We start from the raw sequence: 24,432 nt of genomic DNA on the forward strand, positions 1-24,432 counted from the left end.
AGCCGCACGCCTACCCCTCGCTACGATGCAGCTCTCGAATGCGAGGTGCTCGATGTCCGTCGGCACCGACAACAACCCGGCTGCCTGGCCCTCCGAGCGGGGCCTGCGTATCGGTTGCCAGCGGTTCCCGGACTGTCCTGGGCTCAGATCAGGATGTGGCCGTTTCGGCGGCCCATACGCGTTGTTCTGCGGCGAGGCGTGCTTCGTCTTCGGCGGTGTCGGTGCCGGCAGCGCGGTTGCCGTAGCCGCGGTGGACGACGAGGAGCTGGTTCTTGTCCCCGTACCTGTCCCGATAGGCGATCACCGCGGGGCCGGCTCCGCTGGAGTGGGCGGGGAACTGCTTGTCGGTGCTCCAGCCGCCGTTGGTGGTGTAGGTGGCCCACCACAGTTTCTGGTCTTCGCCGCCGTGGCCGCGGTGGATGCAGTACAGCTTGTTGTCGAACACGGCCAGGCCTGGCCCTTCCAAGCTGTGGTGGGCGGCCAGTTGGCGCTCAGTGCCCCATCCGGCACTGGTGCTGTAGCTGATGTGCTGCAGGGCGGTGGTGTTGTTGCCGCGATACACGCAGTGGAGTTTGCCGTCGTAGACCGCCAGGGCGGGGTTCGCCGAGGTACCGACGTTCAGTTTGACGTCGCGGGACCACCCCGTGGTTGAGGTCCAGGTGGTGTGCCACAGGTGCGCGGAGTCGCTGCCCCGGTGGACGCAGTGAAGCTTGCCGCCGAACACCGCCAGGGCTGGGCCCACGGAGCTGGAGTGGGCGTCGAGACGGCTGTCTGGGCTCCACCTTCCCGTGGCCGGGTCAAAGGTGGTGTGCCACAGTTGCTTGTCGTTGTTGCTGCCTCGGTGCACGCAGTGGAGGCGCCCTTCGAAGGAGGCCAGTGCCGGTCCGCCTTCGCTCGAATGGGCCCCGAACAAAGTGTCCTCGCTCCATCCCTTGTCCGGGTCGTAGACCGTCCACCAGAGCCTGGAGTCGGACGGGGAGCCGCGGTGGGCGCAGTACAGCTTGCCCTGGTGTTCGGCCAGCGCTGGGTTCGCGGCACTGTGGTGGGCGGTGAACTTCTCGTCCTTGCTCCACTCTTCCCGGGTCTCGTACACCGTCCACCACAGGTTGGTGTCCTCGTTGGGCTTCAGACTGATCGGGATGAGCATGCCCGGAGCGATCCAGGGGGAGACCAGCTTGCAGCCGTAAGTGCTGCCAACTTCCTTGATCCACAATGCCTTGATCTTGCAGTACGCCTCAACGATCTTGTTCATCGGGGAGGGCAGCGTCTCTCCCGCCACGTCGCCGATCAGTTCCGCGATGTCGCCCGCCAAAGCGGCCGCCTCAGCGTTGAGGTGGATCTCAAAGCCCCACCAGAACGTTCTGACCGAGACGTCATAGCCTCGTGCGCCGAGCTCCGTGCGGGCCGCCTCTGCCTTGGCGACTTCCTCCTGTGACGGGGGTGTCGCCCGGCTGCCGTCCTCAAGGACGCCGCTCTCTTGCGCTGCTTGTTCTTCTGTCGCCACCCTGCGCTCCTGTCTGCTGTGGCAGTGCGTCACGGCCCAAACCCGCTCCGGCCCATCGCAGACGGTCCAAGCCCTGCCACTGCTCGCCTGAATCGGTTCGTACAGATCAGCACTTAAAGTGCCGACTTGTACGCATACCGTAGCGGTGTCCAGTCGGGTTTCGGTACGGGCCCTGGCCACACAGCGCGTAGATCGATACCGAGTTCCGCGGCCGCGGCGTCCGGGTCCCGGCCGTGTCGGAGAACGGTGATGGGTCGGTTGGCCTGGCGGCCGGGGTGCGGGCGGGGTCGGTCATGGCCGCACCCCACGGGCGCGACGTGCCCGCTTCAGAACAAGGTGTCGGTGTTCTCGGAGTCCTCGGTGGGTGCCGGGGCCAGCGTGCGCCGTCGGTGGGGATGTGGGGGCTTGGGGTCCTTCCCGAACAATGGTTGGGTGCCGCACTCGTCGGGCACGGCGGGCACCGGTCGGCATACGGCCGCGTCGACCAGGTTGAGCGGAGCGGCGTCGTCGAAGTCGGCGCGCTTCATCCGGGTCCAGTCGCGGCCCTGGGGTATGGCGGTCACGTGCGGCCTCCTGTCTGCGCTCGGGGTCGGGTTGCGGGGGCGGCGCGCCCGGTGGCACGTAGGTGTCCGGAGCAGTGCCGTGCGGTGCTCGCGTTCCACGGCGAGCCGCCTCGCCCGGCAGCCTTACGGCGCACACAGAACATCGTCTTCACCCACCATCGCCTTCCCTCCCCGGCGACATTCTTGCCGTCGCGGAGGCCGCCAACGGGACGACCAGGCGTGAAGCGCTGGTGGGCGCACGCCTCCACCATCCCGGCCGTCCCGTGTCGCGGGCTGGACCGGCCGCTCGCGGCGGAGGAGTCCATGAATGTGACGTGCATCAGGTGCGGTTAGGGGGTCCTGTTCACCGTGCTCGAGCAGGGCGCTTGCCAAGGGGCCGGTCGCGCACGGCTGGCCGGACCGGACGTGGACGCTGGCGCGGATCAAGACGGTGATCGGGCGTCAGTTCCACAAGAGCATGACGCTGTCGGAGATCGCGCGGATGCTGCACCGGCACGGCTTCAGCCACCAGGCCCCGGGCCGCCGAGCCACCGAGCGCGGCGAGGAAGCCGTCAACGGCTGGGTGAAGTAGGCGTGGCCGCAGGTGGAAGGTCCATGCCGGCGCTCGACGCCTGGCTGTGCTTCGAAGACGAAGCTGGCTTCTCGATGCGCGGCGGCAGCCGCAGTTTCACCTGGACCGACTACCGCGACCTGCTCATCGACGCCCACCAGCAGCTCGGCGCACCCATCGTGCTCGTGTGGGGCAATCTCAACGTCCACAAGGACCGCCGATTACGGCAGTTCATCGACACCCACGACTGGATCACCTGCTACTTCCTGCCGGTCTACGCACCCGACCTCAACCCCGTCGAGGGCATCTGGTCCCTGCCGCGGCGCAGTAGTCAGGCCAACACCGCATTCACCGAACCCGAGCACCTCATCAGCACGCTTCGACGCGGTCTCCGGGAGATCCAGTACCGCGGCAACCTCATCAACGGATGCCTCACCGAAACCGGCCTCACCTTAGCGGGAGCATCGCAGCGTCACTCACACATCACCATCAAACTCCACCGGATGCTCCCTATGGAGCGCAGCCTTGGCTCCGCGACCGGCGGTGACCAGGGCTGCTGTAGAAGCGGCGACGGTGGGCATCGTGACCAGTTGGGCCGCGTCAGGGGTATTCATGATCAACGCCGCACCGCAGGCGATGCCTGTCGTCGTCACGGCGAATGCCACCGCAACACCGGACAGGGCAAGCAACCGCAAGACTTTCGCAGATGGTCGGCACCGGGTGACGACGACAGCAGGCGTCACCGCCACGGTAATGAGGAACGCCGCCGGCCCAAGCACCCCCAAGGCTCCGACCCAATAGGAGAGCGGTTCGATGGAGGCGAACGTCAGGAGCAACGGCGCGATCAGCCAAGTGGGCAGCGTCGGGACGAGGGCCACCAGCGGGCGCCACGCGGTCCAGTTGCCGGTTCTGGAGGTTTCCGCAAGGAGCGCGAGGGCGCCAACCAGCAGGATGAGCCCAGCGCCGTACATGGCGTACTGCGCAACGTCGAGCAATCGGCGCACCAGGACCGGAGTCGGCCAAGGTTCCTCGGACAGGATGAAGTTCACTACTGGCAGGGCATACAGTGCGGCGCACCAGGTGACCCAGGTGGTGGCGACGCTTGCCTGCATGCGGCGGCGGCGCCGCTCGGCGGACTCATCGGGCATCACGGGGTGAAGCCATGCCCGCAGCGCGCCGATAAGGAGGTCTGCGACGACGCTTGGGCGGGCGCCGGTGTCCTCGACCAGCGCTTCAAGTTCGCAACCGTAGCGCTCCCGAAACGAGGGAGGGTATGCCCGCAAAGCCAGCCGGGCTGCCATGTCGATCACGCGTTTGCTACCCCCAGTCGGGTCAACCCGGTGCGTGCGAAGCGGGCCATCGCCCGGAGTCTGTCGTCGAGCACGGTCTGGCCTTCCGCGGTGATGCGGTAGGGCCGCCGTCGTTCGTCCTCGTCCAGCGGCGCGACCAGGCCGCGTTCCTCCAGCCGTGCGATGGCGGCATACAGCGTGCCCGGTCCCAGCCTGATGGATGTCTGTTCCTCGACGTCCTTGGTGATCGCGTAGCCGTGCTTGGGGCCGTCCGCCAGGCTGGCCAGGATCAGCAGTGCGGGTTCGGCCCATCCGACGCGGTCCCGTTGACGTGGCATCGGGGCACCTCCTTCGTTCCTCCCCACTACTACGTTATACGATACTACGTAGTACGTAGTAATAGATCAATGCGACAGGGCACGCGAATGAGCTCTGGCAGCGCCCTGGCCGCCCGGGGTCAACGCTGACCAGCGGCAGATCGCCACGGACTGCCGGTGCGGCACCGCCAGATCACCCCTTCGAACTGCCGCCGATGCCGCTCGGGATACGGGCTGGATCTGCTACCGCCGTGAGGTCGGCGCGGGGCTGGCCAGCCGGGCGGCCGCGACGGATTCGAATCCACTCTTCAGCACTGACCACCCGGACATCCTGGCGGCCCGCTGCTTTAGAGGATGGGGTCTTCCCCTTCCTGGACTTCGAAGACGAAGACGACGCCGGAGGGGGTGGCCTGGATGGCACGCTGACTGTTGAAGGTCAGGGGCGTGTAAGGCTGCCAGGCGCAACCGACGCGGCCGAGAGCTTCGATCACTTCGGCGTACTTTGGGTGACCGGTGAACGCCCGCTTCTCGGCCAGCCCCGCAGGGAGTTCAACGGTGTCTCGCCGTCCAAGGGCTTCGGGCCGACCTCGGGCCTACGCCGCCGCCAGCCACTCGGACTACACCACGCAGCCAAGGCCAGTAGCAGGACGTGCCTGCTACTGCGGGCAAGGGTATGCAGCCGCACGAGCGGTTCGCCGGCCGGGTCCGTCTACGTCACGCTCCGGGTCCGGCACTCAGACGGAGCAGCCTCTCAATCGTGCGCAGGACACCGTTGTCGTTGTTCGAGGGCGCCACATGGCGAGCGCGTTCAAGGACGTCGGGATGTGCGTTGCTCATGGCGAAGGACCACTCGGCGGCGTCGAGCATTTCCAGGTCGTTGAGGTAGTCGCCGAACACCAGCGTCTGCGACGGAGTGATGCCCAGGTCGTGCTGGAGGCGCCGTAGGGCGGCGCCCTTGTTGGCGGTGCGGCTCATCACGTCGATCCAGTGTTCGCTGGAGACGACGACCTGGTGGGTGTCGGCGAACTCGGCCAGCGCCGGGGCGGTGGCGCGGGCTGCGGGGCCGAAGTCGAACAGGGCAACCTTGTTGATCTCGCCCTCGACGGTGGTGGCGTCCTCCACGTTCTGGTGGGCGACGTAGTACTTGGCGACTTCGGCGAGGAAGGCGTCATCGGTGCGCTCGGTGTAGGCGCAGTTCTTGGCGCAGACGACGGCGCCTATGTCGACACCGTCGTCCGCGAGACGGCGTGCGGTCTTTACGAGCCGGGCCGCGACAGCCGGGTCCAGGGGGTCGGAGCCGATCTCCTGACCGTCGCGGACGACGTGCGTTCCGTTCTCCGCGATGTAGGCCATCCCGTCGTCGAAGCCTTCGAAGAGACGGGCGAGGGTGGCGTATTGGCGGCCGCTGGCCGGGCTGAACAGGATCCCGCGTTGACGCAACTGCGCGAGCAGCTGGGGCAGTTGTGCCGGTGGGTTCCCGGCGTCGTCCAGCAGCGTTCCGTCCATATCGGTGACGATCAGCCGGATGTCGTCGGGCAGGCTGCGGATGTCGTCGGGCAGGTTGGGGCGGTCGGCGGTGGAGGGCATGGGTGCGCTTTCTGCTGGTCGGTGGTCGGTGGTCGGTGGTCGGTGGTCGGAGCGTGCGCCCCGGGCGGTCACTGCTGCGGGGCGGGATGGGCGGACTGGACGATGAGAGTGCGCAGTTCCTCCACCGCCTTCGTGCGGGCGCCGTCCAGATCGGGTGACGTGAGGACGGCGGTGGTGACCGGCACGGGGCGCGGACTCCGGCCGAAGTCCTCGGCCACGGCGGTGGTGATGCCCGCTCGCGTGCCCCATTCCCCACCGATGACGATCATGCTGGGGTCGGTCAGAGCGACCGTCGCGGCCAGGACCCCGCCGATCGCCCGGGCCAGCACGGCACGCAGACTCTCTGCCTGCTCGTCCGCCGCGGCCAGCCGGGAGACGAGAGCGTCGGTGTCGATGGCGGTCGAGTCCGGGTGACGCAGGTCAAGGGCCGCGAAGACCTCGGTGAACCGCATGGCGGCGCCGCCGGGGCCCACGGTGTACAGGTGAGCGATCTCGCCGGCCAGGCCGTGGTGGCCGCGGCGCACCTGGCCGTCGCTGACGACGGCGCAGCCCAGGCCCCGGCCGAGATGGAGGTAGACGAAATCGTCGACGCCGGCTGCGCACCCGTGGTCGCGCTCGGCGCTTGCGGCCCAGTTGACGTCATTGTCGACCAGCACAGGTCCTCCGACATGGGCGGCCAGGACGGAAGGCGGATCGAGATCACCCACCAGGAAAGGTGCGTCGGGCAAGTGGACAAGCCGGCCGGTGGCACGGTCGACGGGGTCGGCGGCACTCACCACCGCGGTACGCAAAGGCCCCGGAGAGCTGCTGCTGATGGCGGCGGCGGCTTCCGCGAGAGCTGAGGCGACACGGTCAGCTGAGGCGACACGGTCGGCTGAGGCGACACGGTCGGGTCCGTCTCGGCGTTCGAGCGCGCTGTGCACCTGCTGCAGAACCGTGCCGTGGACGTCGACGGCCTCGGCGGTCACGCCGTGCGGGGTGATGTCGACCACCAGCGCGGCGCCGGTGTCCGGAGCGAGGGCGTAGTACGCGCCGACGCGGCCCCGCCCGGCGGTGCGGTCCCCGGTGTCGGCGACGAGCCCGGCGTCGACCAGACGCTGGACGCTGTCGGAGATCGTCGGTTTGGAGATCCCGGTGTGTGCGGCGATCTCCGCCCGTGTCAGCCGCGGGTGGGTCATCAGGATGCGTAGAACGTTCTCGTCGGTCAGACTGCGCAGCATTTCCAGTGAGGGCTTCGGCGGTGCCATGCGCACATTCTAGTAAGGACTGTTGCCTAAACGCGGGCAGGGTTCTACCGTAGTTCTAGTAAGGAGTCCTCACTAAAGGAGCCGAGTGATGGCGCTCGCCACTGAACCGCAGCACACCCTTCCGCCTCTGCCGCACTGGGAGGAGACCCCGGAGGATCTCGGGGCCGCCATCCGCGCGATCAAGCCCGCTCTGCGGGCCCGGATCGAGGCATCGGGCCGTACCGTCGCGGAGGTCTTCGCCGCCGCCGAGCGCCGCGTCGAGGAGCGCATCCGGGAGATCGAGGCGGACCGCACCAGCGGTGAGGAGGTCTGGCCTGTCATCGACTACGACGTGATCCGGGCCGGCGCGGTCACGCCCGCGGAGCTCGCCAAGCTCACTCGACGCGGCTGCCTGGTCGTACGCGGCCACTTCCCCCGGGAGCAGGCCCTTGCCTGGGACGCTGACATCGTCGACTACGTCGAGCGCAACAACTTCTTCGAGAAGTACACCGGCCCCGGGGACGACTTCTTCGGCAGCGTCGGATCAAAACCGGAGATCTACCCCGTCTACTGGTCCACGGCCCAGATGCAGGCCCGCCAGTCGGAGCGGATGTCCACGGTCCAGGCATTCCTGAACTCGCTGTGGCGCCACACCTCGAAGGACGGAACCCAGTGGTTCGACCCGGACCGTGACGCGCTCTACCCCGACCGGATCCGCCGCCGCCCGCCGGGCGCCGACTCCGCGGGCCTCGGGACCCACTGCGACCCCGGCACGCTCGACCTGTGGATGACCGAGGAGTACCAGCAGGCCTTCCGGCACGTCTTCGACGGCACCGTGGAGTCATACGACCCTTGGGACGCCGCCCACCGCACCACCGGCGCGCAGTACCCCGGCTCGACCATGTGCTCCGCCTTCCGCACCTTCCAGGGCTGGACCGCCCTGTCCGACATGAACGCGGACCAGGGCGTGCTCCACACCGTCCCGATCCCCGAGATCATGGCCTACCTCCTGCTACGCCCTCTGCTCCCGGACGTGCCCGAGGACTCGATGTGCGGCGTGCGCACCAACCAGGTCTTCCCCGTCACCAAAAGGTGGCACCCGGCGCTGTACCGGGCCCTCAGTCCCATCCGCGACGTCAATGCCGGAGACTCGGTCTGGTGGCACTGCGACATGATCCACAGCGTGGCACCCGTGGAGAACCAGAAAGGCTGGGGCAACGTCATGTACATCCCCGCCGCTCCCTGGTGCGCCCGTAACGAGCGGTACGCCGCGCAGGTCCGCGAGGCGTTCATGAGCGGTTCCAGCCCCAGCGATTTTCCCGCCGAGGACTACGAGCGCACATGGCCCGACCGCTTCCCGCTCGACGCCCTCAACGACACCGGACGCCGCGGCCTGGATCTCAGCTGACCGCCTTTCACAAGACGTCAAGGATCACGGGTTCTGACACAGCTTCCGGCCCCGCGCGTCCCGTCCGGAGGGCCTGGTCGGCCTGTGCGCCATGTCAGCGCTCCATCCTCATCCGGGGCGGCCGGATACCCGCAACGGGCATCCGGTGCCGACGCGCTCGGAAAGTTCAGCGCGCAGCGCGGAGAGTTCAGCCATGCGTGCGTCGACTAGCCGAATCTTCTCCTCGAACAGCGAGGACAGCGCTTCCGCGACGTCCGGCGCCCTGCGCAGTTCCTCGCCGGTACGCGCGATCTCCGCCAGAGAGAAGCCGAGTGTCTGTGCGGTGCGGACGTACTGCAGCCAGGCCACTGCCTCGGGTGGGAAGTCGCGATAGCCGTTGGACAGTCGCCGACCTGCGAGGAGGCCGACCTTCTCGTAGAACCGAAGCGTGTCCCTGGACATCCCCGTCTGCGCAGCCAGTTCCCCGATGAGCATACCCAGCGCCCCCTTCGGATGAATGAACTTGACCTTGGACCGTACTCCACTGTTTAGCGTGAGGCGTCGCTTACCCCGAACCAGCCGGAGCCTCATCATGATCCGTCTCTCCACCCCCGCACGGCCCGCCTATCTTCGTGTCGTACGCGCGAGCGCCTGGTACGACCTCGCGATCACCGCGGGGTTCATGACACCGTGGACGTACGCGCTGGTGCACGACGCCATATCTTCAGTGGGCCACGCACTCGGGTGGGGCGTCCTGCCCGAACTCGACCCGTGGCAGACCCTGTACGCGAATCTGATGGGTTCGGTCGTGGTCGTCTGGGCCACCCTGCGCATCGTCCGGCCGCTGCCGGTGCACGGCCTGTTCGACGGCATCGCGCGCATGCTCTTCTCAGCGTGGATGGCGTACGCACTGACCCAAGGCGTTTCGCGGATACTGTGGCTGTTCTTCACCGTCGAGGTCGCGTGGGGCATTGTCCAGCTTGTGCCCTGGCGGCTGAACCGACACGGCTACGCCACCCTTGAGCGCAAGGTCGGGCAGCCGGAACGCTCAGCGGCCAACTGAAGCGCTCAGTCACCATGTGGTTCACAGCAGGCCCGGAGGACTCAACGCCTGGATCGACGACACCGAGCGGTCCTAGGACACCGAGCGGTCCTGCACCGTGCTCCGGTGACGCGGTCGCCGAGACAGGACAGAGCGAGCAGGCACCGGCCGGCGCGGCGCCGGGGGAGGAGCGGCGGCCCGGGAGCGCCCGAGCATTGAGCAGCGACGGCAGCGATGCCAGACACCGTGCGCCGCGCGGTCAGGGCCCTCCTGGAGTCCTGACCGCGCGGTCGCGGGGGATTACTGTCCGACCGGGTTGAGGTAGGTGCCCGGGTGGGTGGCGGCGTCCTGCTTCAGGATCTGGCCGCCGAATGGCCACTTGAGGGTGAAGTGCTTGGTCTCGTTCGGCGGGGTGACCTGGAACGTCGCGGGGACGAACTTCTCCTTTTGCGGCGTGGACTTGGCGACGGGGAGCAGGTTGATGCTGAAGTCCGTCGTGGCCCCCCGTTCGAGGGTGATCTTCGTGGGCCTCTTGGCGGAGCGCATCAGGGACCAGGTGCCGTCGGTCCTCTGGGCGCCGACCATGTCGACACCGGCGAAGCCGGACAGGGTGCAGGTGCGGTTGCTCTTGTTGGTGAACCAGATGAACGCCTGCGTCTGCTTCCCGGTCCGCCCCATGTCCGGCTTCGCGTCGCCCCCGGTGGCGAAGCCGGCTTTCAGGTCGGCGGTGTGACAACGCGTCGGCGCGGCCTTGGCGGTGGCGGCCGAGGCCGGGACGGCGGCGACGGCGGTGCCGGCGGCGACGATCGCCGCAAGGGCCACGGTGGTCATTGTGGTCTTCATGGACGTGTTCGGTTCCCCTCGAATACGACTCGGTGCGCGAGGTCAGTGCGCACTCACGCACCTGTAGACGCTCGTTGTCCGGCGGTGGTTCGTTGCGCCGGACAACGTTTTCCGTCGCGTACGGTGGGGCGCCGTCTGGGGTTGTGCTCGTGGAGCCATAGTTCGGCGGCAGGCCCGGTGCGGCGAGGGGCATGCGGGACCAGTTCGGAGCGCCACACATTCACCGACCGCCGTCTCACTTCAGGACATGACCACTCTGTGCCGAGACGGATCGCGGGACGTCAGCGCAGTGCGATCGCGCCCGGGCGGATGGCACGCATGGCACGGTCGATGGTCTCCTGGTTTTCGCCGACCGGAGCCGCGTAGCCGATGACGTCGCGCGCGGCGCCTTCCCCGAGCACACGGGTGATCACCCAGGTGGCGAGGTACTGGGACGCCAGGCAGCCTCCGGCCGTGGCGATGTTGCCCTCGGCGTGGAACGGCGCGTCCAGCACGGTGACGTCGCAGGCTTCGACAAAGGGTCGGGTCTTCACATCGGTGCAGGCCGGCATGCCGTCCAGCAACCCCAGGCGGGCGAGCACCAGCGCGCCGGAGCATTGCGCACCGACGAGCTGTCGCGAAGGGTCGAGCGGAAGCCGGGAGATGAGCTGGTCGTCGGCGACCACGTCTCGTGTCCTGACGCCACTGCCGATCAGCACCACCTCGGCTTCGGTCACGAACTCCATCGGGCGCTGTCCGGTCACCTCGACACCGTTCATCGACCTGACCACCGGGGTCGGAGTGGTGATGAAGGCTTCCAAGCCGTCCTTGCGGCATCGGTTGATCAGCGCGGATGCGATGAAGCTGTCGAGTTCGTTGAACCCGTCGAAGGTGACCACGGCTACCTGCATCACGTCTCCTTCCAGTACGGCAATGGATGTGCATCCTTCCATGGCGCGCCATTTCGGGGTGAGAGCCAGGTCAGGGGCCGGCTCAGCGGATACGCCCACCGCATCCTTGTCGCACAGGGCTTCATCGGCCACAGCCGTGGCCCTCGTCGACATCGCTGCGCAGGCGAACCCATGGTTCTCGGCGTCGCTCGTGGAAGTGGTGCGTCAGTTCGTCGTGGCGGTGGTGTGCGGTCGGTTGTGTACCAGCAGGGCCGAGGCCAGGGCCGCGCACAGGAACACGGCGGCGATGACGGTCATTCCGGCGTGGACGCCGGAGGTGAAGGCGTCGCCGATCGCGGCGGTCACGTTGGGCGGGGCCGCTCGATGGGCGCCGCTGCCGGTGGAGACGGCGTGCTCGACGGCTGGCCAGGCTGCTCGGGGGACGTGGTGGGCGCTGAGCTGGGTCGGCAGTTGGGACTGAAGCCGGCTGGCGAGGAGTGCGCCGAGGAGTGAGGTGCCGGTGACGGATCCGATCTGGCGGAAGGTGTTGACGGCTCCGGAGGCCATGCCGGCGCGTTCGTGGGAGACGCTGACCAGGGCGGCGGCGGTGCTCGGCGCGGCCACCATGCCGCTCGCGGCGCCGAAGAGCGCGTACAGCCACCACACCCGGGCGTAGGGGGTGGTCGGATCCAGCGTGGTGAGTCCGGCTGCGGCGGCGGCGCCGAGGAGGAAGCCGAGGCTCAGCGGGAGCTTGAAGCCGGTACGGCGGATCACGCGTCCGGTCGCGTAGGCGACGACGACGTAGACGCCGAAGAAGGCCAGCAGCCGCCATCCCACGTCCAGGGCGGACAGTTGCTGGACACGCTCGTAGAAGAGCACCGACAGGATGGCCATGCCGGTGAAGCCGAACAGGGAGACGGCGCCTACGAACATGACCGCGCTGAACGACGCCGACCGGAACAGGGTCATGTCCAGCATGGGGGTGCGGCCGGCGCGCTCGACGAGGACGAAACCGGTCAGGGCCGCGGCCGCGATGATCCAGGCGGTGAGGATGCCGGAGCTGGTGTAGCCGTCGTGTCCGCCTTCGATGAGGGCGTAGACGAGAGCGGCGATGCCCACAACGGCCAGGATCTGGCCGGGGATGTCGAGTTTGCCGTCGGGGCCGCGGGATTCGGTGACGAAGGCGGCGACGGCCATGGTGACCAGGGCGAGGACAGCGGTCGACAGGAAGACCGTGTTCCAGTGGAAGTGGTCCAGCAGGGTGCCCGCGATCAGGGGCCCGACGGCCAGTCCGATGCCCGAGGAGGCCGCCCAGGCGGTGACGACTTCGGTGCGCCGGTGGGGGTCGGGGAACGCCGCCCCCAGGATGGCCAGGCTGTTGGGCAGGATGAGAGCGCCGCCGAGGCCGGAGACGAACTGGCCGGCGATGACGCCTCCCGCTGAGTGCGAGGCGTAGACGGTGAGCGACCCGACGATCATGATCGCGGCGCCGGTGAGGAAGGTGCGCTTGCGGCCGTAGAGGTTGCCGACGGTGCCCGCGGACAACACCAGGCAGGCCACGAGCAGGGCGTACGCGGAGGGGATCCAGACCAGCCCGGTGGGGGAGACGTGCAGATCGTCCTGGATGGCCGACATCGCCGACACCGATGCGGTGATCAGGAGAAAGGTCGTCATGGCGCCCAGGCACATCGCGATGAGCGTGACGGCGGCGGCGAGCCGGGAGGGCTGGTTCGAGGAGGGTCGCACAGCGGTGTGCGGGTCGGTCGGCTTGAGTCGGCCCGGGGCGGGGGACGGAGCGGAGGTCACGGTGTCCTCGTCTCGGCAGTCGAGCTGCGGGTGAAGGGCGGCGACGCCACCGGAAAGGTCGGCCTGTACCTGGCGGCCGCGGTCGTCGACGACGGTCTCGGCAGCCGCGGGGGCGATGCCGTCGACGGTCGCGCGGGCAACGTCCGCCGGGTCGGTCTTGGGCTCGGTGACGTGGCGGGCCATGGCGGTGTCCATGGAGCCGACGTGGAGTCCGGAAGCGGTGACGCCCCGGGGCGACCGGTCAGTGGATCGGCGCCTGTGGAACTGCCCGCGTTGTCGATCGGCACTGTGATGTCACGGGCCTCCCTCGCAGCCGCGGCGACGGAGGCGGGATCGGTGCTGATGTCCATGGTTCCTCCCTCCGGAGCGTGTTCATGGCTGACTTACGGTGCCATAAGTCAGCCCTGACGGTATAGGCTGGCTTCGGATGAGGCAAGCCAGGTGGAGGTGAGGAGATGAAGGATCTACTGGAGAAGCGGGAGGCCTGGTCCATGGCCAACTGCTCCATCTCCAGGGCTCTGGAGATCGTCGGCAACAGAACGGCGATGCTGATCATGCGCGAGGCATTCCTCGGCACTCGCCGGTTCGACGACTTCGCCAGGCGTGTGGGTATCGGCGAACCCGCCGCCGCGGCGCGCCTGAAGGAACTGACCGCCGCCGGGCTCCTGGAGCGCGTCCCTTACCAGGAGCCCGGCAAGCGGACCCGGTACGCCTATCAACTGACGCAGAAGGGGCGGGACTTCCGGGCCGTCATCATGGCGCTGCGGCAGTGGGGAGACACCTGGGCCGCGGACGAACTCGGGCCCCCGGTGGTCGTACGCCACGAAGATTGCGGTGCGCCGGTGCGTGCGGTGCTCCGCTGCGACCACGGCCACGACGTGCAGCCCGGGGACTCGTTCGTCGACGCCGGCCCGGGCCTCATTCGCCTCGACCCGGACAGCACTGAATCGAGCGACGGCTGAAGGCTTCTCGACAGCGCCCGGCGCAGCGAGCGCGGGCGCCGCGCGCTGTCACCGTGGGGACGGGGACATCACCGAGAGCGATCAGCGGCACGAGCCCCGTGCGCCGTCGCCTCCCAGCACCGCTCGGCCCCACCGTCGCTCCGGGCTCATGCCGATCCGGCGATAGGCGCTACGAAGGCCATAGGCGCTACGAAACGTACGCACGCGAAAGCGGCGCGCACCCATCACGTACGGACCGCGTACCCGCACCGTGCTCGGCGCGTCATCGGCGACCTACCTCCCCCGGCCGCCAGGACCGATCTGGCGCGAGGACGAGCGCGTCCATCCACCTCCCCCAAGCAGGGCCCGGGCAGCACGTCGAGGCAAGTCGAGTGATCCGAGAGAGCGGTGCGCGGGAGCCAGGAGCAGGCTGGGTAGGGGAGGTGTGTTCCCGTGGCGCACAACGAAGCCATTTCGGTCGCCGAGGGTGCGGCAGTGCTGGAAGCTCTGTTCCACCAGTCGCCGACTGGCCTGGTGGTCCTGGACAGGGAGCTGCGGATCCTACGGATCAGCGTCCACACGCCCGTCCTGCGCACAGCACACCCAGAAGAGATCATCGGCCGGCACTTCACCGAGGTGTACGACCTTTCCGGGCCCGGTGAGGTCGAGGCGATGCTGCACGGCGTGCTGGAGAGCGGCGCGCCCATACGGGGGCGACTGGTAGGGGCACGTCGCAAGGGCGCGCAGGGGCCCGAGTGCCAGTTCTCCGTTTCGGTATCCCGTCTCGAGGACGTGCAGGGGAAGATCCTGGGGGTGCTGGCGGAGATAGTCGATGTCACCGAACGTGAAGAGGTACGCACCCGTCTGCGCGTGCTTGGCTCGGTGCGCGAGCGCACGGGGCGGACCCTCGATGTGGTGGCCACCTGCCAGGAACTGGTGCAGGCGGTGGTACCGGATTTCGCCGACATCGCCGTGGTGGAAGTGGTGGACGCGGTGGTGCGCGGCGAGGAACCTCCGCCGAGTCCGCTTGGACGGGATGTGCCGCTGCGCCGTGCGGCCGTCGGCCGCAGCGGCGGCGAGGAGCAGGTGCAGGCACATCCGGTGGGTGACGTGCGCTCGCTGCCCTTTCCGACGCCCTACGCGCAGACGCTGGCCGACCTCAGGCCCCGACTCGTCGCCCTGGGTCCCGAAACACCCTGGCTGGCGGCCGTCCCACCGCGCGCCGAAGTGATTCGCGCCTCCGGTGCCCACAGCCTCATCACCACACCCCTGACGCTGCGGGGAACCGTGCTGGGGCTGCTGAGCCTGTACCGCACCGACCAGGCCGACGTGTACGACCAGGGCGACGTCACCCTCGCCGTCGCAGTGGCCGCTCACACCGCGCTGTGCATCGACAACGCCCGCCGCTACACCCGCGAACACACCATCGCCTTGACCATCCAGCGCCACCTACTGCTTCCTCAGCCCGCGACGGGGACAACCGTCGAGACCGCGCACCTGCACGTGCCCTCCGACGTGGGCGGGGGCGGCAGTTTCGACACCTTCGCCCTCTCCGGCGGCCGTACCGCACTGGTGGTCGGCGAAGTAGCCGGTCAAGGCATCCACGCGGTCACCACCATGGGACAGATACGGACCGCCACGCATTCCCTGGCCGCGCTCGGCCTGGAACCCGACGAACTCCTCGCCCGCCTCAACGACACCGCCATCAGCCTCGCCCAGGAGCGCGCGGTCCTGCCGCCCGGCGACCCCATGCCGCTCACGGGAAGCTGCGCGTACGCGGTCTACGACCCACTCGCCCAGACCTGCACCATCGCCCTGGCCGATCACCCGCCACCCGTGATCGCCCACCCCGATGGGAGCACCGAAATCCCTCATCTGCCGACCGGGCCTCCCCTGGGCAGTACCGAAGGACCCCCCTTCGCGGCCGGCACGGTCCCCCTCACCGACGGCAGCGTCCTTGCCTTCTACACCCCATCCCTGCTGTCCCGGTCCGCGGATGTCCTTCCACGGGTGCTGGCCGACACGGACCGGCCACTGCAGGATCTGTGCGACGACGTGCTCTACCGGCTGGGGAACGACATCCGCCACAGCGAGGTGATCCTCCTCCTCGCCCGCACCCATCCGTTCCCCGCGGACCAGGTCGCCGCGTGGCCTCTCGACCATCACCCCGAAGCCGTCGCCACGGCGCGCGCCCACACCCAGCAGCAGCTCACCCGGTGGGGAGTGGATGAGGAAAGCACCTACACCACCGAATTGATCGTCAGCGAACTGGTCACCAACGCCATCCGCTACGGCGCCCCGCCCGTGCACTTGCGGCTCATCAAGGACCGCACGCTGACCTGCGAAGTCCGCGACAGCAATTCGCTCGCGCCGCGAGTGCGCCACGCGAAGACCGTCGACGAGGGCGGTCGCGGCTTGTCCATCATCGCCCAGCTCACACAAAACTGGGGCGTCCGTTACTCCCCCCTCGACGGCAAGACCGTCTGGGCCGAGCAGACTCTCCCGCCCGCACCCTTGCTCCGCCCCCCACAGCGGCCATAGCGACACCGAGGTCGCCCCGATCGTCGCCGGCCGACCGTGCTGTGTACGAGCGCGTCAGAGAATCTGTGGCTGCTCGGTTGGGTATCACCGGCTCCCGCCCTTGGCCGGGGCAGCCCCCGGGGCCGGCAACGGGGCAGCGGCTGGCACCAACCATCAGTCGCGGAACTCCGCCACTGCCTTGCCGAGGTCGCGTTCGAGGTCACCGGGCGTCTGGAGGCCCCGGTCCGTGAGGTAGTCAAGGCGCTCACGGCTTTCGGGCAGTGCGACCAGCCCGAGGAACATGGCCGAGTCGGATCGGACGTTCGCCGGCTGCGGCAGCGTGAGGTCATTGATCGCGCGCTTCGCGGCCTTGACCCCTGCGGGTGGGAAGCCGGCGATGCGCTTGGCCAGGCGTTCGACGAAGCCGTCCAGGTCGGCGTCGGGCAGGGCGCGGTTGATCCAGCCGTAGCGCTCCGCGAGGTCGGCGTCGAAGTCGTCCGCGCCGGTGATGGCCTCGATGGCGCGTGTTCTGCCGAGCCGCCGGGTCAGATGCTGAAGTCCGCCGGCGCCGGGCAGGGCGCCGGTGCCGGACTCGAACTGCCCGAAGACCGCGTTCTCCCGCGCGGCGAAAATCATGTCGCAGGCCAGGGCCAGTTCGTTGCCGCCGCCGCGGGCCCGGCCGCGCACCTTCGCGATGGTGATCACCGGGACGTGCGCCAGCTTGTACAGGAACATGCCAAGCGAGGCGTCACCAGGGCCCCCGGCCTTGGCGGCCTCCGCGGTGTACTGCGGGATCGCCGTGAGGTCCACGTGCGCCGAGAAGAATTCGGGTGAAGCGCTGTCGATGACGACAACCCGCACACCCCCGGGGTCGGGGTCCAGCGCGCCGACGAGCGAGACCAGGTCACGGACGAGGTCGACACCGATGAGGTTGAGGGGGCCGGCATCCAGGGTGGCGAACAGGACACCGGCCTCCTCTCGGGTCCGAATCGACGCATAGGCGAAGCTCATGATCTTCCCTTCGGGGGAGGGGCGTTGGTTATTGCAGCGCCTGTTGCCTGGAACTCGGCAGCGGATCCGCACCGGTGATGCCCTGACGCTCGGCGATGAGCATCAGCAGCGAGGAGTGCTTGTGTGATTCGAGTGCCTGCCAAGCCTCTCGCAGAAGCAGTTACACCGACTGCCGTACAGATTTCACCCGATTGCACTGGGTGAGCTGGCTCGGTGCCGCAGACGCGTGAAGCTGATTGCGGTACAGCCTGACGGAAGGCGAGAACAGAATGAGTTCGGTCCATGGCATACGACGCCACAGACGGCGTCTTCACGGTGCGTCGGTTGCGTTCGCCGTCGCCGTCCTGTGCGCGGTCCCGGCGGCATCGGCATCGGCATCGGCATCAGCATCGGCTTCAGCGGATGGCGGGGCAGGCGGCGGCAAGCCCACCATCGTGCTGGTACACGGTGCCTTCGCCGACGGGTCCAGCTGGAACGGGGTGATCACGCGCCTGCGGCAGGCGGGCTATCCGGTCATCGCTCCGGCGAACCCGCTGCGTGGACTGGCCAGTGACGCCGCGTACATCCACAGCGTGCTGAAGAGCGTGCACGGACCGGTCGTCCTCGTCGGTCACTCCTACGGGGGCGCCGTGATCAGCGAAGCCGCTGTCGGTGACGCCCAGGTCAAGGCGTTGGTCTACGTCGCCGCCTTCGCTCCCGCGGAGGGGGAGAGTTCCCTGGAACTGTCCAACAAGTTCCCCGGGAGCACTCTCGGCCCCACCCTCAACAACGTGCCCTTCCCCCTTCCCGGCGGGGGCACCGGCACCGACCAGTACATCAAGGCCGACAAGTTCCACGACCAGTTCGCCGCCGACGTGTCCAGATCGGTGACCGACCTGATGGCCGCGACCCAACGTCCCGTGGCCGCGTCGGCCCTGCAGGAGAAGGCCACCAAAGCCGCCTGGAAGACCATCCCCTCCTGGACACTGATCACGACCCAGGACCGCAACATCCCGCCGGCCGCACAACGCTTCATGGCTCAGCGCGCCCATGCACACACCGTCGAGGTCAAGGCGTCCCACGCGGTAGCGGTATCCCAGCCGGGCGCGGTCACCCGCCTGATCGAGCAGGCCTCCCAGGCCACCGGCACCACGACCACCGCGGCCGATCCTTCCGGCCCGGCCCTCGCGAACACCGGCTCAGGACGGCAGACCACGCACGCCGTCACCCTCGGCAGCGTAGCCGCCGCGTCGGTGGCCGCAGGTTCGGTCGTCGTCCTCCTGGGTCGCCGGTGGCGATCGGAGAACAGCGGTCGCTGAGGCTTGTCCCGCCACACCGGACGCAGTGCCGGCCATCCACGGGGAAATCTTGCTCCCGGCAAGGAAGTTGGTGATCCGCTGACCCCGCCTGGGCCGCCGTGACACGATGCTGGCCTTGGGTGCGCGGGGGATCACGGGGGGTGCGGCGGTGTCACGCAGGCTGCTTTCGTTCGGGGACGCGCTGGTGCTCCTCGGGCAGGATCCCCCCGCGACGGCCACCGTGGACCGGGCGGTCGGCGGCGCGCTGAACTTGGCCACGGGCGGCCTGAGCGGCGAGGTGCTCGGCATGCTGGGCGAGCGCGGACGCATCTTGGGGCTGGGCCGTGCGGCGGCCCGGAGCCTGGGAGACCGCCTGCGCGGCGCCGACGGACGCGCGGCGCGCACCCGGCTTCTGGAGGCGGCCCACACGGTCATCGTCGTACTGGCGTTCTTCGAAGTGCTCCAGGAGACGGAACTCCCCTTCTCCTGGGACGACGTACGCCTCACTCGCCGGGAACAGATGCGGCTCGTGGCCGGCCGGCCGCCCGCACCGGAGGGGCTGGGGCGGACCCTGGCCCAGGTCGACGCACCCTGTCCGGCCCCGCACCTCCCGTACGAGGACACCCTCGTCGCGCTCGGGCAGTGGTACGAGTCCCTGGGCGGCCGCATCACGCGCTTCCTGGAGGGACTCGATGTGTGGGCCAGGCTGCCGAGCCGGGAAAGGCAGGCGGCCACGGACACCGTGCAGCTGATCCTGCCGCGCCGTGCGGTGGAGCGGTACGCGGACCTGTACCGCCGACTCGTCCAGGAGGCACCGGAGTTCCTCTACTGGACCGGTCAGCTGGAGCACCAGGCGACGCGGGCCGAGCTGCGCCGGGCGCTCGCGCAACTGGAACAGGTCCTGGCGTCCTCCGCTGCTCTGAGCCACCCCCCGGAGCATGCGGCGCGGGCACTTGCACGCGCCCACCAGGCGGCGCTCGGCCGCCGCATCCTTGCCGCCGACTCGCCTCCCGAGGGCATGTCCATGCCTACCCTGGACGAGGTCTACCTGGACCCCGACTTCAAGGTGCGCGCCGTCGGCGACCACGACAACCCCGCCGACGAGGAGTGGTGGGCCGGGGTACCGGTGCGCAGCGACCTGACGGACTACCTGGCCGGCGCCCTCACCTCACCGGGTCTCTGGGACGTTCCGCTGCTGGTGCTCGGGCAGCCGGGCGCGGGCAAGTCCGTCCTCACCATGATCCTCGCGGCCCGGCTGCCCGCCGCGGGCTTCCTGCCCGTCCGGGTGGCGCTCCGCGACGTGCGGGCCGACCACGACCTCCAGGACCAACTGGAGCAGGCCGTGCGCGACGCGACGGGGGAGCGGGTCGGTTGGCCGGAACTGGTCCGTTCGGCCGGTACGGCGGTCCCCGTCCTGCTGCTGGACGGCTTCGACGAACTCCTGCAGACCACCGGAGTGCGGCAGAGTGACTTCCTCACACACGTCGCCCGCTTCCAGGAGAGGGAGCGCGAACAGGGCAGGCCCGTACTGGCGTTGGTGACCAGTCGGACCGCGGTCGCGGACCGGGCCCAGCATCCGTCCGGCACGGTCGCCCTCCGCCTGGAACCCTTCCAGCCGGACCAGATCAGGGTGTGGATCCAGCAGTGGAACAACCGCAATGCCCGCAACCTCGTCGCCCGTGGACTGTCCACCCTGAGTTGGGAGTTGCTGGCGCCGCATCGCAGACTGGCCGAGCAGCCCCTGCTGCTCACCATGCTCGCCCTCTTTCACGGCGCCGGAAACGAATTCCAGGGCGAGGACGGCCGCCCCCTGGACGAGGCCGAACTCTACGAGGCTCTGCTGATCTCGTTCGCGCGGCGAGAGGTGCGCAAGAGCGCCGGGGACGCCCTGTGGGACAGCCACGTCGACGAGCGCGTCGAGAGCGAGTTGCAGCGGCTGTCGATCGTAGCCTTCTCCATGCTCAACCGCGGGCGCCAATGGGTGTCCAGCAAGGAACTGGAGGACGACCTCGGAGCCATCTACGGACAGTCCGAGGAGCGGTCGGACAGCTTCCGTAAGCCGCTGGACCAGGCCGAGGCCGCGCTCGGCCGGTTCTTCTTCGTCCAGCGGGCCCAGTCCATCCGGGACGGGGAGCGGCTGTCCAGCTACGAGTTCCTGCACGCCACGTTCGGCGAGTACCTCGCCGTGCGCCTGGCGGTCCAGCAACTGGTACGGCTCCTCGGCCATCGGCCCGCCCTGCTGCGGAGCGCGGAGCCCCTGGACGACGACCTCCTCTACGCCCTGGTGTCGTTCGCGCCTCTGTTCTCACGGCAGATGCTGAGGTTCGCGCGCGCGTGCGTCGCCCGGCTCTCGGCGGAGGAGCGGGAGCGGATCGCCGACCTGGTGGTGCGGGTGCACTGGGAGCGGGGCCGGGAGGAGCGGGGGGACAAGCGGTCGTACCCGACGTACAGCCCGCGTCGCATGCGTGTCTCCTCGCGGCACGGCATCTACAGCGCGAACCTCGTCATGCTGGTCGTCCTACTGACCGGCGAGACGACGGCGGCAACCCTGTTCCCCGCCGAGGACGACCCCGGTCACGCCTGGCACGCCCACACACTGCTGTGGCGCGCCTCGCTCCCGGAAGCGGAGTGGGCGGACTTCGCCCTGGCCCTGAACGTCAGCCACGTCAGGAACGCCACGGGCCGGGACCTGCACATCCGCCTGCGGCAGGAGGACGACGACACCGCACGCCCCGAAGTCGTCGACGCCCACTGGATGTACCAGGTGACGCCGCGCGAGGCAGGGCACGTGACCTGGCACGTCGCCTACTGGGACGACATGTGGCACAAGGCCCGGCTCGCCGTCGGGACGACCGAGGGCGTGCTGCTCCAAATCGCTCAGCCGCTGCTGGAGTCGCTGGGCCCGCTGGTGACCACCTTCAACGGTGGCGGGGGCCGCCCCGCGACCTCCGTCGTGCACGACCTGCTGCGGCTGTGGCTGGACGCCGGGTCGGCACTACCGGACGAGGAGGTCAGGCAGTTGTACGCGCGCGTCGCCGCCGGGGTCGACACCGCCGGGCCGGACCTCACGGTGGGCCGGCGTCTGCTGCCGTTGCTGTGCGACCTGGTCGACCGGGACCGCGACCGGCTGGGGTCGCACGCCCGCCCGATCGTCGAGGCCTTGGCCGCCTCCTTACCCGCCGAATTGAGGGAGCACATGAACAGGCACCACGCCGACCTGTTCGGCCTTCCCTCCGGATGAGTGACCCCCCTTCGCCAGTAACTGACCCCGGTGGCAGGGTGCTTCGAGCCGGTGAGCGGCCGGGGCCGGGGCAGTCGAGGCGGCCGCCCCCGACGTGAGGTCCGGACGTCGGCCGACCTGACCGCGGTCAAGAGGGGCGCCGTCTGTGCCGACTCGGGGGCGAGCCGGTGAACGTCCTGAATCTCAGCGTTCCCGCCGCATGAGTACGACACTGAGCACTCCTGCTATGGCCCCTACAACACCGGCCACTATCAATATCGTCAGCATCGTCGCGTCATCCTCACTCGGCGGTATGAAGGCTTCTCGGCAGGAGGGAATCTGGGACCAGGCATATCAGACTGGATGGGCCGCGTGCCGCCGTAGCGCTTCCCGGTCCAGTCGGGCCGCCTCCTGGCCGGCCTGGCCGTGAAGTTCCGCCCAGCCCGCGGGCGTTGGGGGCTCGACCACTCGTTCTCCGTCCCAGACCGGTCCCGGCGCGGGACGGCCGTGCAGGAGACGAACGCCCAGGAGGGCGAGGGCGAACAGGTCCGCAGCCCCGGCATGCCCGCAGTCTTGGCGAGGGCGTCCTGGGCGGCGCGGTAGTGCGCCGCAGCCGGGGCGGCGGCCGGTCCGCCCGGTGCGGCGCTGCGCGCGGCCGTTACCAACGGCGTGTTCCTACCGTCCGTCACCCGGGCCGGCCTCGCGGCGCACGGAACTGATCGGCGCCGAGATCCTCGACGTGGCCACCCGGCACGAGCCGCGGAACTGCGCCGTGCTCGGCCGGCTCATCCGTCTGCGGTACGCCGATCACCGGGGCGGGCCAGGCGAGGGCACCGGGGTGTCCCGGGCAGCGGCGGGGTCAGGCGGCGGGCAGGGTCCGCAGCGCCTCCCCGATGAGGGCGATGCCTTCCTCGATCTCATGGGCGGCGCCCGCCGCGTAGCCGAGGACCAGGCCAGGCGGCCCAGGGGTGAGGCGGTGCCAGGACAGGGGGTGGGCCTTCACACCCCGGGCGAGCGCGGCCGCGGCCAGGTCGGTGTCGCGGACGCGGCTGCCGGGCTCGTCGGCGAAGGTGACCATGAGGTGCAGTCCGGCGGCCGCCCCGTGGACGCGGGCGCCGGGCAGGTGTGCCTCGACGGCCCGCAGCATCACGTCCCGGCGCCTGCGGTGGCGGCGTCGGACGTGGCGCAGGTGCCGTTCGAGCTCGCCCGAGTCCATGAGCCGGGCCAGGACCAGTTGGGTGAGGATGCCGTTGCCGAGGTCGGCGTACCGCTTGGCGGTGACCAGGGCGTCGCGCAGGTGCGGCGGGACCAGGAGCCAGCCGACCCGCAGTGCCGGGGCGAGCAGCTTGGAGACGCTGCCCGCGTAGCAGACCCCGTCGGGCAGCAGCGAGCGCAGTGCCGGTACGGGGGGCCGGTCGTAGCGGTGCTCGGCGTCGTAGTCGTCCTCGATCACGACGCCACCCTCGGCCGCCCAGCGCAGCAGCTCGCGCCGGCGCTCCCCGTCGAGGACCACGCCGGTGGGGAACTGGTGCGCCGGGGTCATCAGCACGGCCCTGGCCCCGCAGGCCCGCAGCGCGTCGACGTCCAGGCCGCCGGCGTCCACGGGGACGGGGACGGTCGTGTGGCCACCGTACTCGAGCTGCTGGCGCGCGCCGAGCGAGCCGGGGTCCTCGACGGCGACGCGGTCGACGCCGTCGGCACGCAGCAGTTGCCCGAGCAGCCCCAGGGCCTGCGCCACACCGGCGACCACCACGATCTCGTCCGGGTCGGCGCGGATGCCGCGGTTGCGGGCCAGCCAGCCGACGACGGCCCGCCGCAGCGCGGGCGCGCCCTGGGGGCTGCCGTAGCCGAAGTCGGCCGGGGTGACGGCGGCGAGGACGGCGCGTTCGGCGCGCAGCCAGGCGGTCCGGGGAAAGGCGGCGAGGTCGGGCACGCCCGGGGAGAGGTCGATCCGGCAGGACAGGCCGCGCAGGGCGTCGACGACACCCTCGCCGTGGGGGAAGGCGAAGAAGGCGTCGGAGACGGGGGCGGGGGTGCGAGGGTAGGAGGCCCGATGTTCCGCGGCGGGGGGTGACGAGAGCGAGGGGCGGCCGGATACCGAGGGGGCCGCGGGCGGTGCTGAGGGAGACGTCGGGGGCGCCGGGGCGGCGACGACCACCGTGCCGCCTCTGCCCCGGCCGGCGATCTGGCCCGACTCGGACAGCCGACGGTAGGCCTCGGTGACCACGCCCCGGGTGACGCGGAGCTCCTCGGCGAGCACGCGGCTGGCGGGGAGCCGCGTCCCGACCGGCAGCCGGCCGTCGGCTATGGCCGACCGCAGCCGGTCGGCGAGCCAGGCGGTCCGCCCGCCCGGGGGCGCGTCCGCGATGTCGAGCTGGAGGAAGTCGGAGCCGAGGGAGGCGCCGGGCCGAGACGGACGGCCGTCGGCCGCGCCGCCGGTCCCGGAAGTCGCACCGGCAGATCTCACCGGCGCGTCCGTG

General features: G+C 69.6%; 20 protein-coding genes and 1 pseudogene. 8 read left to right on the plus strand and 13 right to left on the minus strand.

Annotated elements, in window-relative coordinates:
• Positions 1-148 precede the first annotated feature (148 nt).
• Both ACIBA9_RS04650 and ACIBA9_RS04655 read right to left on the minus strand, forming a co-directional pair.
• On the minus strand, positions 149-1,504 hold the full coding sequence (locus ACIBA9_RS04650) for a hypothetical protein (protein ID WP_399359842.1): 1,356 nt from the start codon (positions 1,502-1,504) through the stop codon (positions 149-151).
• Positions 1,505-1,830: 326 nt separating this feature from the next.
• Positions 1,831-2,067 carry a hypothetical protein gene (locus ACIBA9_RS04655; protein WP_399359843.1) on the minus strand — a complete coding sequence of 79 codons (237 nt, stop codon included), beginning with the start codon at positions 2,065-2,067 and terminating at the stop codon, positions 1,831-1,833.
• Positions 2,068-2,497: 430 nt separating this feature from the next.
• Between ACIBA9_RS04655 and ACIBA9_RS04660 the strand changes: the two genes are divergently transcribed.
• Positions 2,498-2,638 (plus strand): winged helix-turn-helix domain-containing protein, encoded by a 141-nt coding sequence (locus ACIBA9_RS04660; RefSeq protein WP_399359844.1) that lies wholly within the window; start codon positions 2,498-2,500, stop codon positions 2,636-2,638.
• A 23-nt stretch (positions 2,639-2,661) separates the two neighbouring features.
• A pseudogene (locus ACIBA9_RS04665) lies at positions 2,662-3,072 on the plus strand (transposase); the annotation flags it as partial.
• 21 nt (positions 3,073-3,093) lie between these two features.
• Here the strand turns inward: ACIBA9_RS04665 and ACIBA9_RS04670 are convergent.
• The 5 genes from ACIBA9_RS04670 to ACIBA9_RS04690 form a co-directional block, all read right to left on the minus strand.
• The gene (locus tag ACIBA9_RS04670) at positions 3,094-3,927 is read right to left on the minus strand and encodes a hypothetical protein (RefSeq protein WP_399360026.1); all 834 of its coding nucleotides are present in this window, start codon (positions 3,925-3,927) and stop codon (positions 3,094-3,096) included.
• Positions 3,924-4,244, minus strand: a complete 321-nt coding sequence (locus tag ACIBA9_RS04675; protein WP_399359845.1) for a PadR family transcriptional regulator — start codon at positions 4,242-4,244, stop codon at positions 3,924-3,926. Before ACIBA9_RS04675 ends, ACIBA9_RS04670 begins: the two co-directional genes overlap by 4 nt.
• A gap of 326 nt (positions 4,245-4,570) precedes the next feature.
• Entirely contained in the window at positions 4,571-4,714 is a 144-nt protein-coding gene (locus ACIBA9_RS04680; protein ID WP_399359846.1) for a hypothetical protein, read from the minus strand.
• Positions 4,715-4,937: 223 nt separating this feature from the next.
• Positions 4,938-5,810 carry a Cof-type HAD-IIB family hydrolase gene (locus tag ACIBA9_RS04685; RefSeq protein WP_399359847.1) on the minus strand — a complete coding sequence of 291 codons (873 nt, stop codon included), beginning with the start codon at positions 5,808-5,810 and terminating at the stop codon, positions 4,938-4,940.
• 68 nt (positions 5,811-5,878) lie between these two features.
• Positions 5,879-7,057: an ROK family protein gene (locus ACIBA9_RS04690; RefSeq protein WP_399359848.1), complete on the minus strand. Its 1,179-nt coding sequence runs from the start codon at positions 7,055-7,057 to the stop codon at positions 5,879-5,881.
• Between the two features lie 88 nt (positions 7,058-7,145).
• Here ACIBA9_RS04690 and ACIBA9_RS04695 point away from each other — a divergent pair, with 88 nt between their 5' ends.
• Positions 7,146-8,444 (plus strand): YbiU family protein, encoded by a 1,299-nt coding sequence (locus ACIBA9_RS04695; protein ID WP_399359849.1) that lies wholly within the window; start codon positions 7,146-7,148, stop codon positions 8,442-8,444.
• A gap of 108 nt (positions 8,445-8,552) precedes the next feature.
• Here the strand turns inward: ACIBA9_RS04695 and ACIBA9_RS04700 are convergent, their stop codons facing one another.
• Positions 8,553-8,918 carry a MerR family transcriptional regulator gene (locus ACIBA9_RS04700; protein WP_399359850.1) on the minus strand — a complete coding sequence of 122 codons (366 nt, stop codon included), beginning with the start codon at positions 8,916-8,918 and terminating at the stop codon, positions 8,553-8,555.
• Between the two features lie 97 nt (positions 8,919-9,015).
• Between ACIBA9_RS04700 and ACIBA9_RS04705 the strand changes: the two genes are divergently transcribed.
• Positions 9,016-9,486 (plus strand): hypothetical protein, encoded by a 471-nt coding sequence (locus ACIBA9_RS04705; protein WP_399359851.1) that lies wholly within the window; start codon positions 9,016-9,018, stop codon positions 9,484-9,486.
• 279 nt (positions 9,487-9,765) lie between these two features.
• Here ACIBA9_RS04705 and ACIBA9_RS04710 read toward each other — a convergent pair whose 3' ends face one another.
• From ACIBA9_RS04710 to ACIBA9_RS04720, 3 genes are all read right to left on the minus strand, one after another.
• On the minus strand, positions 9,766-10,308 hold the full coding sequence (locus tag ACIBA9_RS04710) for a DUF4232 domain-containing protein (RefSeq protein WP_399359852.1): 543 nt from the start codon (positions 10,306-10,308) through the stop codon (positions 9,766-9,768).
• Positions 10,309-10,589: 281 nt separating this feature from the next.
• Positions 10,590-11,198 carry an AraC family transcriptional regulator gene (locus ACIBA9_RS04715; RefSeq protein WP_399360016.1) on the minus strand — a complete coding sequence of 203 codons (609 nt, stop codon included), beginning with the start codon at positions 11,196-11,198 and terminating at the stop codon, positions 10,590-10,592.
• A gap of 204 nt (positions 11,199-11,402) precedes the next feature.
• Positions 11,403-13,178: an MFS transporter gene (locus tag ACIBA9_RS04720; protein ID WP_399359853.1), complete on the minus strand. Its 1,776-nt coding sequence runs from the start codon at positions 13,176-13,178 to the stop codon at positions 11,403-11,405.
• Positions 13,179-13,438: 260 nt separating this feature from the next.
• Here ACIBA9_RS04720 and ACIBA9_RS04725 point away from each other — a divergent pair, with 260 nt between their 5' ends.
• A complete protein-coding gene (locus ACIBA9_RS04725; RefSeq protein WP_399359854.1) occupies positions 13,439-13,945 on the plus strand; it encodes a winged helix-turn-helix transcriptional regulator in 507 nt (168 codons plus the stop codon).
• 432 nt (positions 13,946-14,377) lie between these two features.
• The gene (locus tag ACIBA9_RS04730; RefSeq protein WP_399359855.1) at positions 14,378-16,465 is read left to right on the plus strand and encodes a SpoIIE family protein phosphatase; all 2,088 of its coding nucleotides are present in this window, start codon (positions 14,378-14,380) and stop codon (positions 16,463-16,465) included.
• Between the two features lie 153 nt (positions 16,466-16,618).
• Here ACIBA9_RS04730 and ACIBA9_RS04735 read toward each other — a convergent pair whose 3' ends face one another.
• Positions 16,619-17,455: an enoyl-CoA hydratase/isomerase family protein gene (locus ACIBA9_RS04735; protein ID WP_399359856.1), complete on the minus strand. Its 837-nt coding sequence runs from the start codon at positions 17,453-17,455 to the stop codon at positions 16,619-16,621.
• Positions 17,456-17,889: 434 nt separating this feature from the next.
• On the opposite strand from ACIBA9_RS04735, the gene ACIBA9_RS04740 reads away from it, so the two are divergent.
• Together ACIBA9_RS04740 and ACIBA9_RS04745 are read left to right on the plus strand one after the other, a co-directional pair.
• The gene (locus ACIBA9_RS04740) at positions 17,890-18,753 is read left to right on the plus strand and encodes an alpha/beta fold hydrolase (protein ID WP_399359857.1); all 864 of its coding nucleotides are present in this window, start codon (positions 17,890-17,892) and stop codon (positions 18,751-18,753) included.
• A gap of 148 nt (positions 18,754-18,901) precedes the next feature.
• Positions 18,902-21,973, plus strand: a complete 3,072-nt coding sequence (locus ACIBA9_RS04745; RefSeq protein WP_399359858.1) for an NACHT domain-containing protein — start codon at positions 18,902-18,904, stop codon at positions 21,971-21,973.
• 838 nt (positions 21,974-22,811) lie between these two features.
• Here the strand turns inward: ACIBA9_RS04745 and ACIBA9_RS04750 are convergent.
• The gene (locus ACIBA9_RS04750; RefSeq protein WP_399359859.1) at positions 22,812-24,419 is read right to left on the minus strand and encodes a PLP-dependent aminotransferase family protein; all 1,608 of its coding nucleotides are present in this window, start codon (positions 24,417-24,419) and stop codon (positions 22,812-22,814) included.
• Positions 24,420-24,432 lie beyond the last annotated feature (13 nt).

It is taken from the genome of Streptomyces sp. NPDC051452 (assembly GCF_044454765.1).
In the GTDB taxonomy this organism is placed as follows: Bacteria; Actinomycetota; Actinomycetes; order Streptomycetales; family Streptomycetaceae; genus Streptomyces.